Raw genomic sequence first — 10,994 nt, 5'->3', positions numbered from 1 at the left:
GAGATGAGGACAATGTCGGCTCATCTCATTCTGCCGGGGCTAGCCCCGGCAGAATGAGATGAAGGGGCCACCAACTAGGGAATTTTCAAAGCCCACTTTTGCGGAGAATTGCACGACCGATGACAGGTAGAGGCTGCCGTGCGCGAAGCGTTGGCGAACGGAACGGCCAGCGACGAGCTGATCCTCAACATCCTCTCCCGGCGCCGCGAGCCGGCGACACCCCACAGCATCGTCACTTCGGAAGACCGGATGCTGCAGCATCCTCCGCTCGCCGACTGTGCCCGCTATGATCTGCTGCGAGGCTATGATGCAGCGGCATGATATGATCGACACGATGCGCGGCCTCGGACTCAAGGGCATGGCGGCGGCGTTCGACGAGGCGGTCACTACCGGCCTCCAGCGCAAGCGCACCACCATGGAGATACTGACCGACCTGCTCCGTGCCGAGGCGACCCACCGGGATGCAGCCTCCATCCGCTATCGGATGACGGCTGCGAGGCTGCCCGTGGTGAAGGACCTGGAGCGGTTCAGCTTCGAGGGCACACCGATCAATGAGGAGATGATCCGCTCCCTTCACGACGGCTCCTTCCTCCCGCCTCGCCGCAATATCGTGCTGGTCGGCGGCACGGGGACAGGCAAGACCCACCTCGCCATCGCGATCACCGCCAATGTCGTGCGAAGGGGCGCTCGCGCCCGCTACTTCAACACCGTCGATCTGGTGACACGCCTCGAAGAGGAGACCCGGATCGGCAAAGGCGGGACCCTGGCGGCGCAGCTGTCGCGGCTCGACCTGATCGTGCTTGACGAGCTCGGTTATCTGCCGTTCGCCCGCTCGGGAGGGCAGTTGCTGTTCCACCTCATCAGCAAGCTTTATGAGCGCACCAGCGTCATCATCACCACGAACCTCGCCTTCGGTGAATGGCCGACCGTGTTCGGCGATCCCAAGATGACCACGGCGCTGCTCGACCGCGTCACCCACCACTGCGATATCGTCGAGACGGGCAACGACAGCTGGCGCTTCAAAAACCGCAGCTGACAGCCACCTTCGGCGCCTTCAAAAATCTATCTTGCGCTGCGCGCGCCTCCGGTCGGGCTACGCCCGCCCTCCGCCGCACGCAGCGCAAGGCCATCTTCAACAAACCAACATCATATCCGAAAAGGGGTCCCTCTTCGACGCCGATCGGGGGTCCCTTTTGAACGCCGTTTGACAATCACGACGATCCTCTACTCGGTCATGCGCGTCCCCGAACTGCCGCTCGACCCGCAGGATCGCGCGCGCATCGATGGCGAGGCTTTGACGGCGAAGGCGGCGGCGCGCGACTTTATGGCGGCGCTGCGCGATATGCCTCGACCCATGCGGCAGTTGGCCGTCGCCATGCTGTTCCAGTGGTTCGCGATGTTCGCCTACTGGCAATATATCGCTTTTGCCCTTGGCCGGTCGCTGTTCGGCACGGCGGACGCGAGCAGCGCTGCGTTCCGCCAAGCCGTCCTTGTGACGGGGCAGGCGGGCGCGCTCTACAATTTCGTCGCCTTCATCGCGGCGTTCGCGATGATGCCGATCGTCCGGCGGGTCGGCGCGAGGCCGGTGCATGCGGGCGCGATGCTGCTGGTCGGCGCCGCCATGCTGTGGCTCAGCCTGGTGACGAGCAGGATCGGCCTCGTTCCCGCAATGATCGGCGTCGGCGTCGGCTGGGCCAGCCTGATGGGCAACCCCTATGTCATGCTGGCGCGCGCCATCCCGCCTGCCAGAACCGGAGTCTACATGGGCATCTTCAACATGTTTATCGTCATTCCGATGATGATCGAAACGCTCGTGATGCCGCTCATCTACCGACCGTTGCTGGGGGGCGATCCCCGCAACGTGCTCCTCCTGTCGGGCGCCATGATGCTGGTCGCGGCGGCGGCGACGTTGCGCATGACGGAGGAGCGTGGCGTGGCGGCCTGATCTAGGCCGACCCGCGCAGGATCAGTTCTGGTTTCATCGCGACGGACGACACCGTCTCACCGCCCATGCGGCGCATGAGGAGATCGACGAGCAGCCGCGCGCCGCTGCGCATATCCTGGCGGACGGTGGTGAGTGGCGGAACCGTATGCGCGGAAATGCTGATGTCGTCATAGCCGACGATCGACACGTCCTGCGGCACGCGCAGCCCTTGGTCCGCCACAGCCCGCATCGCGCTCATCGCGATCACGTCCGAGGCGGCGAAGATGCCGTCCGGCGAAGCGTGTCCTTCCAGATAACGCGCCATGTCCTGATAGGCGTCCTGATCGGTCAGGTGCAGGGGAAGCAGGATTTCCTCGACCTCCGCGGCCCGACCGATGGCGCGGTGGAAGCCCGCATAGCGGTCGGCGAATTCGGGGACGGTCGGATCGCCGAGAAACGCCAGCCTGCGCCGCCCGATGGTGATAAGATGTCGCGCCGCCATCTCTCCGCCCGACAGATTGTCGGTGCCGACGGTGATCTGCGCCAGATCCGGGCGATGCGCGCCCCAGACGACCAGCGGCGCGAACTGTTTCGCCACGCCTTCTATGACATCGGTCTGGTCCGATTGACCGATCAGGATGATGCCATCGACCCGGCCGGACAGAACCATATTCTCCAGCCAGCTTTCGTCGCCCGGCACGACGCGGGACAGCAGCAGGTCGTAACCCTGCTCCGCCAGCGCGTCGGCGAGGGGGCCGAGCAAACCCATGAAGAAGGGATCGGACAGGCTTTGCTGCACCTCGTGCCCCAGCGGAAAAACCACGCCCACAGCGCCGGTCCTGCGCTTGCGGAAGAAGCTCGCCGTCTGATTGAGGCGAAAGCCATGTTCTTCCGCCAGCGCCCGGATGCGCGTCTTCGTCTTGGCCGAAACCCGGGGATTGTCATCCAGCGCGCGCGACACCGTGGAGACGTGGACGCCGGCGATCCTTGCGAGTTCCACCAAACCTATCGTCTTCATCGGAATGGCAAATCCTCCGCCGCCTGCAGATGCCTATGCCCGTTCGGCGGCGGACGTCCTACCATGGTTTGAGGTGTGATCCCAATCCCCAGTTCTCAGGGGCAAGGATACCGGAGATGGCGCGATCTTCACGGCTGGTTGTGCGCCTCGCGGCCCGGTGCGCGAGGCCTAGTTGATGGCGGCGATCATCTGGTCGGATAGCCACGCGCCCAGCCATTGTCCGACCACCGCCGCGCCAGCCTGGTCGCCAAGCGACAGCGCGCTGTCGCCGCACAGCTCGCCGAACGTCATGCCTCGCCGTAGGTTGAGCAACGCCTTCAACTCGGCGTCGCCCACGATCCTGATGCGGCATTGTTCGCCCTCGCGCCACAGGAGGGCGACCTCGGGCTTGTCCAGATATCGGGGCTCGGGGGGCTCCTTCTGGTCGACCAGGGCCTGCCATATCGCAAACCCGTTGGTTTCAAGATGCAGGAGGTCGATCGACGGCGCGAAGGTCACTATCGCGCGATCCCAATCAACGTCGGCCAAATCTTCCACTCCTACGGCGACGCAGTCAGCTGCGACGAACAGGTCTTCCAGCGCGAGCTCGATGGCGGCAATCTCCGCGATCTCAAGATCTGCGGGATGAAGCCGCGCCAGCGTGGCCGGAAAGTCCCGCCCGTAGGCGTCGAGCGTCCAGCTGCTCGGCGGCACGCTGTCGATATGATTCACCGCGGCATGAAGAAACATGTCCTCGCCGATCCAGTCGCGGGTCCGCTGAAAGCTGCTTTCGAGGCAGGCGACCAGTTGGGTGCGGTAATTGTTCTGATAGACGGCCAGACCGGGCTCCGCAGTCACGCCGATGCGTGCGGCTGCGGCCATGTCTTCCTGCGTCAGCCAGTCCCGCATGTCGCGTTGAAGCGCCAGCAGGCTCATGCCGCCTTCTCCATACCGCCGGCGGCGATTCCGCGGGCAATGGCGAGTTCGGCCATCAGGTCCGCCAAGGGCGGAATGGCGTCATCGCGCTCGATCATGGTCGCGACCGGCCCGAGCTTCGGGAGGACATGCGCGTAGAGATGCCAGACGGACAAGGGCACCGGCTGGTCATGCGTATCGATCAGCAGGCGTTCGCCCTGGCTGTGCCCGGCGAGGTGAATCTGGCGCACGCGGTCATGCGGCACGGCGTCGAGATAGGCGATCGGGTCGAAGCCATGGTTGCTGGCGCTGACGAACACATTGTTGACGTCCAGCAGAAGCCCGCAGCCCGTTCGCGCGCACAGGGCGTCCAGGAACTGCCATTCGGTCATGTCCGCCGGAGCGAAGTCGATATAGGTCGACGGGTTTTCGATCAGCATCGCGCGTCCCAGCGCATTCTGCGCGCGGTCGATATTGGCGCTGACGATATCCAATGCTTCCTGCGTGTAGGGCAGGGGCAGCAGATCGTGTGAACTGAACCCCTCGATCCGCGACCAGCTGAGATGATCGGACACGAACAGAGGCTCGATGTCGTCCACCAGCGCGCGAAGCCGGGCGAGATAGGTGCCGTCGAGGCCATCGGCGGAGCCTATGGACATGGACACGCCATGGAGGGCGACGGGGTAGCGCGCGCGAATATCGCGCAGGATCCGTCGCGGTCGGCCGCCGTCGATCATGAAATTCTCCGAGATCACCTCGAGAAAATCGACGTCGATACGGTCGTCCAGAAAGTCGGCATAATGCTGTTTGCGCAGGCCAAGTCCGAAACCTGGAAATGACGGGATCATGGGCACGCTTCCTGTTGGCAAGGACTGTCCGGCGCACCTGTGCGCGCCGGACATGGGAACGTCATTTCGGTTCGGTCAGGCTGCCTCCGGCCGCCTTGCACGCCTTGACGGTCATGGCCTTGAAGCCCTGGCCCTTGCAGCCATTCTGGCCCTTGCATTCGTTGCTGGCGGTCTTGCAGTCCGACGTGCCCTTGCAGCTGTTGACGCCGTAGCAGTGAACGACCTTCGTGTTCGCGTCGTCCTTCGCCACGGCAGGGGCGGCGGCGGCCACGATCGCGATGGCGGCTGCGGAAGCGGCGATGCCGATGCCGGTGTTGTAGGTGTGCATGAGGAACTCTCCGGAAGAATGTTGAGCCAAGATGGCGTCTGTCTTTCGGTCGGGCGCGGCCGGCGGTTACAGGGCAGTCCGAAATTTCCGCGACCGGCGGCGACATGGTCTGGCGGAGCTGGAATCCGGCTTCACCAGCGGAGCAACCGCGGCCCCACAATCATGCCGAGAAAGGCCGCGAGCAGCATTCCCAGCGAATACCATGTCAGCACGAAGATCGCCGACACCTCCGGACAATGGATGCAGTAGACTGTCGCAGCGAAGGCTCCCGCCGCCAGTCCAGCGGCTGCCCCGGCGGCGCGCAGACGGGTGGGGGCTAGACGGCGGAAGGACCATAGCAGGCCTACAAAGATCGGGACGGACAGCGAAAGGACCAGCCAGGGGCAACTCTTCCAGCTATGACCGAGCCACATCGCCATCCATTGCGAGTGCGGCGTTTGCGCCAGTTCGACAAGGCCGACCACGCCAAGAAGCATGACGGGTGTTGCAAGCGCCCACAAGCCGCGCAATCGCCCGCTGTCGGGGCGCGCCAGCTGGGCGGTCGTCATCAGCGCGGCGATCGACAGGGACAAGGTATATCCCCACTTCAACCAGAAGGACGCGCCCTGCATGGCCGCTCCCAGATCCGGGCGAACGCCGATCGACGCCATGATCATCAGCGCGGATGCGACGCCGCCGGCGAACACACCGACGACCAACCGCCGCGCGATGCTGTTTCGGGCCACCGGGCGGGTGTCGCCGGCAAGGGTCTGGATCAGATCGTCCGTATTCATCGCACGGCCCCGTGCACCCGCGCCATCAGCGCTTTCAGCCCGCGATGCACCGATACCTTGACGTCGGATTCGCCGATTCCCTCCGCGCTCGCGGCTTCGGCGACGCTCAGTCCCTCAAGCCGGATCGCGCGGATCATCCGCGCCTGCTTGGGCGGAAGCTGCTCCAGCAGATCATTTATATCGAGCCTGGCGATGCTGCTGGCCTCGAATTCGTCCGCGACCAGGGAATCCGCCAGATCGTCGATCGGCCTCAGCCGGCCGACGCGGCGAAAATGGTCGATCATCTTGTACCGCGCAACGGCGTAGAGCCACGCTGTGAAGGCGCGCTCGGGATCATAGGTCGCACGGCGTGTGTGAACGGCAATAAGGGTGTCCTGCACCATATCCTCGATATCGTCGTCGGCGCCGCGAACCCGGCGTCGATAGAAACCCCGCAGCAGCGGGACAAGCAGGCGCAGCAACGCCGCATGGGCGGCGGCGTCTCCGCCAAGCCCATCGATCATCAACGCGCGCAGATGCCCCTCTGTCGTCTGCATTCAGTCTCCTCGCCCGCTTGTTCGCACGAGCCCGGTCGTCGGTTACGACAGCGACCGATAATTTTTTGCGCGAGCGCATTGTAACCGCACCCTGTCGTTTCCCGAACTGGTCGATGTGACACGGGCTTCCCCGCCTCCTCCCCGGTCACCGCGCGGTCCGGCTCCTGTCCGGGCCGCGCGAAGAGGCGACGGATCGAAGAGGACATCATCATGCGCACCACTCATGCGGCGATCGCCGCCAGCATCGCCATCGCTTCCGCCAGCGCTCTCGCGGCGTCCGCCCATGCCGAAACGAAGCCGAAGATGGAGAAATGCTACGGCGTCTCGCTGGCCGGCAAGAACGACTGCGCGGCGGGCGCCGGCACCAGCTGCGCGGGCACGTCGAAGGTCGACTATCAGGGCAACGCCTGGAAGCTGGTGAAGGCCGGAACCTGCACCTCGATCAAGACCCCCAAGGGCAACGGCTCGCTTTCGCCCAAGGCATGAACATCGCGGCCGGGGCCTCATCTCGCCCCGGCCGACCTTCCTGGAGACCAACGATGACCCAGTTCTTGCCTTTGCGTGACGCCGTTGTCCGGCGGATAGAGGCGCTGTTACCGGACGCGCTGCTGCTGCTGGTCGCCCGCCTGGGCGTCGCGGCCATATTCTTCCAGTCGGGCCGGACGAAGGTGGAAGGCGTCATCACCATCACCGACAGCACATATGAGCTGTTTCGCACCGAATATGCCCTCCCGCTCGTCCCGCCCGGGATTGCGGCGACGATGGCGACCTGGTCCGAGCACCTTTTTCCGATATTGCTGGTGCTGGGCCTGTTCACGCGGTTGTCGGCGGGCGCTCTGCTCGGCATGACCCTGGTGATCCAGACATTCGTGTATCCTGACGCTTGGCCGACGCATCTGAGCTGGGCCGCGATCCTGCTGCCTCTGATCGCGCATGGCGGCGGCGCCCTGTCCATGGACGCGCTGATTTTTCCGCGATCGAAGATGTGAGGCGAGGGGGCCGCGATCGCGCTGGCCACACCGCTTGGCCAGATGAGACGTTTATGCGGGCTCATTGCCTGTCACGCTTGCGAAAGCCGTAGAGTGGTGACACGCCTCGAAGAGGAGACCCGGATCGGCAAAGGCGGGACCCTGGCGGCGCAGCTGTCGCGGCTCGACCTGATCGTGCTTGACGAGCTCGGTTATCTGCCGTTCGCCCGCTCGGGAGGGCAGTTGCTGTTCCACCTCATCAGCAAGCTTTATGAGCGCACCAGCGTCATCATCACCACGAACCTCGCCTTCGGTGAATGGCCGACCGTGTTCGGCGATCCCAAGATGACCACGGCGCTGCTCGACCGCGTCACCCACCACTGCGATATCGTCGAGACGGGCAACGACAGCTGGCGCTTCAAAAACCGCAGCTGACAGCCACCTTCGGCGCCTTCAAAAATCTATCTTGCGCTGCGCGCGCCTCCGGTCGGGCTACGCCCGCCCTCCGCCGCACGCAGCGCAAGGCCATCTTCAACAAACCAACATCATATCCGAAAAGGGGTCCCTCTTCGACGCCGATCGGGGGTCCCTTTTGAACGCCGTTTGACAGCGCAGACTGGCGCTATGGTCCCGTTCATCAACGAAAATCAGCTGAACCAAGCATGAAGGCGGCCTTTTGAGCGCCACGGTAAACGCTTGCTCCTTTCGGGAGCACCGCGGCGCACAGCGCCGCGTTCCACGGCTCAATCTGGCGTTGGCGGCTGTGGCTAGTCGGGGTTGGTGGTTCTAGGGCTGTCTCGCCGTCAGGCGTTAGGGCGTTGGCCGACCAGGCCAACTCTTCTCACAGCTTATATAATATGAATCTAGGAGCGGTTGACCATTTTTTTGAGACTCTTGGTTCTCGATGGCCATGGCGAGGCTGTCCAATATGCGCCGCAGGTCCACATCCACAATCTCCTCGGCAACAACCTGTCGGGGCGAGCGCCATAGCCTCATCGCCTCGATCTCTTCGATCCGGTCGACCTCACGCTGCACCACGTCATCGGGGAGAGGAATGGGCCGTAGAAAACGCGGAAGGAATCGCGCGAGCCTGTTGGGAAAGCTCATCCGATAGACGTTGGACGTTTGTGCGTTGCGGGCCTTTGGACGATCGGCGGGAGGATCGATCGGTACGCACCGGCGCTGTTTGTCGAGCAATCCCATTTTGGAGAGGATCGATAGCCCGCGTCCAACGCTCGCGCGAGAGAGTCCGGTGTGCGTCTCGATCCATTCCCAGGTTGGGAACACCTTGCCAGCGCAGTTGCGGGCAAGATCGGTAAGCTCCTTGAACACGCGTACCGCTGCGGGCGTTATCAGCGTGAGGAGCTGTTCATCTTCGGTGAGTGGTCGCCCCTCGGCGCGGGCAAGCCGGCGGACCGCGTTCTTGCGCTTCAGCAGTTCCGTGGCGTTCTTGTAGAGCCGATCCGGCTCGCCCTTGGCGTAGCGGTAGAAGAAGTCGTCCTCGAACGTGCCGGCCTTGCGGCTGTTTGGGTGAACATGCGCGCGCGTCGGGTTTGCCGCCCCCGATCGTGATTTCGGCCGCGTACGCTCGATTTGGTCGAGCGCCATGAAGCTGGCTTTCGCGAGGGTAATAGCTCCCATCTTCCGTCCCCTTGTTGGGACCGGGACCAGGCAAAACTATAGCGTGGCGCGAAGGGCGCTCCCTTGAACAAAAGCTCGGGAACGGGTATGAGAAGGGACTGTCTGTGGCCCGATCGATGCCTGCAAGCATCGCTCATCACGTTCCAGGGTGCCCGGCCTTCGTGCCGGGCATTCGTTTATGTGGTCACGGTCGCTCCATATCTTCGATCATCGCTCGCGATTATCTGCGGCCCCGATTTTGCAAAATTAGCTTTGCTGATGAAAGAAGAACCGTTCGTGCTTTCGCGGATGGGGAAGGGGAATCGTTCGTGCTTTCGCGGATGAAACGGCTTCTCTTCGTGCTTTCGCGGATGAAGGGGTCGGTTCCGGCTGAGGGCGAAATGACACCCTAAGCGAAACGGCAAGAAGGGGTGGGGAGCGGACATCGCGCCCCCGCCTTGCGTCATCCTGAACTTGTTTCAGGATCCATCGGGCGATTGGTGCCGGAGCGTGGTGGCTCGTGCCGCCATCTCGGTTGGCCGATCATAAACTGGGCTTTCGGATTGATGGACCCTGAAACAAGTTCAGGGTGACGGCTGATTTGGGGTGGGGCGCGGTCATCCGTCATCCCGGCGCATGCCGGGACCGTGGGCAAGTCTTGAGGCGATAGCTATCGCCAGGGCGCCCGGACGTGAGGCTGCTTCTAAAGACAGCCCACGGTCCCGGCATGCGCCGGGATGACGACCATTGGGAACGTCTGCAACGGGGCGGATGCTGCCCTTCACCATTCCGCCGGATGGATGTCGATCAAATGGATCAAATGTCAGTGAGATCCTCAGGGTACATCCCACCGCGCTGGCAGAAGAGAGCCCATGTTTCCTTCCCCTGTGCGGTTACGATCATGCGAACCGGTAAATCGACTGCGAGCGCGATAAGGCCGAGGCGGACAAGCGGGCCAATGCTCCTATCGCTGATCACCCTGTCAGGGGTGTACCCTCCTGCCACGAGTGTCCATCCGGGCGTTCCGCGTTCGGTAATAGCCGGAGCGAGATGGCCGTCACGTGGGAGATCGGTATCGCGGCCCAGGGTGTATAGGCAGATACTCCAGAAGGCATCTCGCGGTCGTGGTGGGATCAACGCCCATTCCAGCGGGCCGGCATCATCCTGTTCGGGCGCTTGAACGGCTGCGGCCGGGTCGTCCCGGACTCCATCGCGGTACGCGCGCTCTAGCGCCTGCGCGATGGCGCCAGCAGTGTCGACGGCGATCCCGTACTTCCGATTGTAGCGATCCTTGGCGACAATGCCTCGGGCGATTTCGCGAAACCGCGCCTTGCGCCGGGGATCGGGACGCAGCCGTCCAGACGCCCCGGTCATGTCGTCACCGTGACATCAGGGCTCACGTTACCCCGTGCGCGAGCCACGATCCCGGCGACCGTGTTCTTGCTGAGTCCCAGGTCGCGAGCGATCCAGCGATAGCTCCGCCCCTCGGCGATATGCGCCAACACTTTGGGCGCGAGGCGGTCCGACTTGGGTCGCTCCCCCAGTTGCCGGCCGAGTTTGCGGCCACGTGCCCGCGCTGCAGCAAGGCCAGAGCGGACCCGCTCGCTCAGCATGTCGCGCTCAAACTGGGCTATACCTGCGAGCATCGTCGCCATCATCCGCCCATGCGGCGTATCGACCTCGAACGTCATGCCGCTCATCGCGACCACCGACACGCGCCAGCCCGACAGCCGGTTGAGTGTATCGAGCAGGTCCTGGGTCGAACGCCCCCAGCGACTGAGTTCGGTAACGAGGATCGCATCGATATGGCGTGCCTGCGCCAGCTTCATCACCTCAGCCCGCGCCGAACGGTTTGCCTTCATGCCCGACGCGGTTTCGCGGAAGACCTCGACCACTTCATAGCCGCCACGCTCGGCAAAGCCGGCCAGGTCGCGGAGCTGCCGTTCGCACGACTGGTCGGCTGTCGAAACCCTGGCGTAGATGGCGGCGCGCTGTCCCAATTGAACCCTTCTGGAATTAGGCCTCGAAAAGCCTTGATTTGCGTGGGGTCAGTGTTGTCCAAAACAGACTTCTGTTCAATGGGGA

Annotated in this window: 13 protein-coding genes and 2 pseudogenes; 6 read left to right on the top strand and 9 right to left on the bottom strand. The window is 63.6% G+C overall.

Annotated features, from left to right (window positions below; genetic code table 11):
• Nucleotides 1-126 precede the first annotated feature (126 nt).
• From BRX37_RS22865 to BRX37_RS22855, 3 genes and pseudogenes are all read left to right on the top strand, one after another.
• Nucleotides 127-321 (top strand): annotated as a pseudogene (locus BRX37_RS22865) (IS21 family transposase); the annotation flags it as partial.
• On the top strand, nt 308-1,036 hold the full coding sequence (gene istB / locus BRX37_RS22860; RefSeq protein WP_031304487.1) for an IS21-like element helper ATPase IstB: 729 nt from the start codon (nt 308-310) through the stop codon (nt 1,034-1,036). The pseudogene BRX37_RS22865 and the gene istB, both read left to right, overlap by 14 nt.
• A 168-nt stretch (nt 1,037-1,204) precedes the next feature.
• Nucleotides 1,205-1,945 carry an MFS transporter gene (locus BRX37_RS22855; protein WP_318276880.1) on the top strand — a complete coding sequence of 247 codons (741 nt, stop codon included), beginning with the start codon at nt 1,205-1,207 and terminating at the stop codon, nt 1,943-1,945.
• Nucleotide 1,946: 1 nt separating this feature from the next.
• Here the strand turns inward: BRX37_RS22855 and BRX37_RS22850 are convergent, their stop codons facing one another.
• From BRX37_RS22850 to BRX37_RS22825, 6 genes are all read right to left on the bottom strand, one after another.
• A complete protein-coding gene (locus BRX37_RS22850) occupies nt 1,947-2,942 on the bottom strand; it encodes a LacI family DNA-binding transcriptional regulator (RefSeq protein ID WP_063976421.1) in 996 nt (331 codons plus the stop codon).
• A gap of 168 nt (nt 2,943-3,110) precedes the next feature.
• A complete protein-coding gene (locus BRX37_RS22845; protein ID WP_063976420.1) occupies nt 3,111-3,857 on the bottom strand; it encodes an HvfC/BufC N-terminal domain-containing protein in 747 nt (248 codons plus the stop codon).
• Entirely contained in the window at nt 3,854-4,684 is an 831-nt protein-coding gene (gene bufB, locus BRX37_RS22840; protein WP_063976419.1) for an MNIO family bufferin maturase, read from the bottom strand. The genes BRX37_RS22845 and bufB overlap by 4 nt, the downstream gene beginning before the upstream one ends.
• A gap of 61 nt (nt 4,685-4,745) precedes the next feature.
• Nucleotides 4,746-5,012, bottom strand: coding sequence for a BufA2 family periplasmic bufferin-type metallophore (gene bufA2 / locus BRX37_RS22835; RefSeq protein ID WP_063976418.1), 267 nt, complete (start codon nt 5,010-5,012; stop codon nt 4,746-4,748).
• 131 nt (nt 5,013-5,143) lie between these two features.
• A complete protein-coding gene (locus tag BRX37_RS22830) occupies nt 5,144-5,785 on the bottom strand; it encodes a DUF1109 domain-containing protein (RefSeq protein WP_063976417.1) in 642 nt (213 codons plus the stop codon).
• Entirely contained in the window at nt 5,782-6,321 is a 540-nt protein-coding gene (locus BRX37_RS22825) for a sigma-70 family RNA polymerase sigma factor (RefSeq protein WP_063976416.1), read from the bottom strand. The genes BRX37_RS22830 and BRX37_RS22825 overlap by 4 nt, the downstream gene beginning before the upstream one ends.
• Before the next feature lie 210 nt (nt 6,322-6,531).
• On the opposite strand from BRX37_RS22825, the gene BRX37_RS22820 reads away from it, so the two are divergent.
• The 3 genes and pseudogenes from BRX37_RS22820 to BRX37_RS22810 all read left to right on the top strand — a co-directional run.
• Entirely contained in the window at nt 6,532-6,807 is a 276-nt protein-coding gene (locus BRX37_RS22820) for a BufA1 family periplasmic bufferin-type metallophore (RefSeq protein WP_063976415.1), read from the top strand.
• Nucleotides 6,808-6,860: 53 nt separating this feature from the next.
• Nucleotides 6,861-7,310, top strand: coding sequence for a DoxX family protein (locus BRX37_RS22815; RefSeq protein WP_063976414.1), 450 nt, complete (start codon nt 6,861-6,863; stop codon nt 7,308-7,310).
• Between the two features lie 93 nt (nt 7,311-7,403).
• Nucleotides 7,404-7,724: pseudogene (locus BRX37_RS22810) on the top strand (ATP-binding protein); the annotation flags it as partial.
• Between the two features lie 375 nt (nt 7,725-8,099).
• Here BRX37_RS22810 and BRX37_RS22805 read toward each other — a convergent pair.
• The 3 genes from BRX37_RS22805 to BRX37_RS22795 form a co-directional block, all read right to left on the bottom strand.
• Nucleotides 8,100-8,930 (bottom strand): helix-turn-helix domain-containing protein, encoded by an 831-nt coding sequence (locus BRX37_RS22805; RefSeq protein ID WP_277788625.1) that lies wholly within the window; start codon nt 8,928-8,930, stop codon nt 8,100-8,102.
• A gap of 795 nt (nt 8,931-9,725) precedes the next feature.
• The gene (locus tag BRX37_RS22800; RefSeq protein ID WP_004213004.1) at nt 9,726-10,283 is read right to left on the bottom strand and encodes a hypothetical protein; all 558 of its coding nucleotides are present in this window, start codon (nt 10,281-10,283) and stop codon (nt 9,726-9,728) included.
• Entirely contained in the window at nt 10,280-10,909 is a 630-nt protein-coding gene (locus tag BRX37_RS22795) for a recombinase family protein (RefSeq protein ID WP_004213007.1), read from the bottom strand. Before BRX37_RS22795 ends, BRX37_RS22800 begins: the two co-directional genes overlap by 4 nt.
• Between the last annotated feature and the right edge of the window lie 85 nt (nt 10,910-10,994).

Source organism: Sphingomonas sp. S-NIH.Pt3_0716 (assembly GCF_003950715.1).
In the GTDB taxonomy this organism is placed as follows: domain Bacteria; phylum Pseudomonadota; class Alphaproteobacteria; order Sphingomonadales; family Sphingomonadaceae; genus Sphingobium; species Sphingobium yanoikuyae_A.
This window is presented reverse-complemented; position numbering and strand designations above follow the sequence as displayed.

Bases quoted from the DNA above. Each gene is read 5' to 3' on its own strand.
- istB (WP_031304487.1), top strand. From the start codon at position 308: ATGCAGCGGCATGATATGATCGACACGATGCGCGGCCTCGGACTCAAG.
- BRX37_RS22850 (WP_063976421.1), bottom strand. From the start codon at position 2,942: ATGAAGACGATAGGTTTGGTGGAACTCGCAAGGATCGCCGGCGTCCAC.
- BRX37_RS22845 (WP_063976420.1), bottom strand. From the start codon at position 3,857: ATGAGCCTGCTGGCGCTTCAACGCGACATGCGGGACTGGCTGACGCAG.
- bufB (WP_063976419.1), bottom strand. From the start codon at position 4,684: ATGATCCCGTCATTTCCAGGTTTCGGACTTGGCCTGCGCAAACAGCAT.
- bufA2 (WP_063976418.1), bottom strand. From the start codon at position 5,012: ATGCACACCTACAACACCGGCATCGGCATCGCCGCTTCCGCAGCCGCC.
- BRX37_RS22830 (WP_063976417.1), bottom strand. From the start codon at position 5,785: ATGAATACGGACGATCTGATCCAGACCCTTGCCGGCGACACCCGCCCG.
- BRX37_RS22825 (WP_063976416.1), bottom strand. From the start codon at position 6,321: ATGCAGACGACAGAGGGGCATCTGCGCGCGTTGATGATCGATGGGCTT.
- BRX37_RS22820 (WP_063976415.1), top strand. From the start codon at position 6,532: ATGCGCACCACTCATGCGGCGATCGCCGCCAGCATCGCCATCGCTTCC.
- BRX37_RS22815 (WP_063976414.1), top strand. From the start codon at position 6,861: ATGACCCAGTTCTTGCCTTTGCGTGACGCCGTTGTCCGGCGGATAGAG.
- BRX37_RS22805 (WP_277788625.1), bottom strand. From the start codon at position 8,930: ATGGGAGCTATTACCCTCGCGAAAGCCAGCTTCATGGCGCTCGACCAA.
- BRX37_RS22800 (WP_004213004.1), bottom strand. From the start codon at position 10,283: ATGACCGGGGCGTCTGGACGGCTGCGTCCCGATCCCCGGCGCAAGGCG.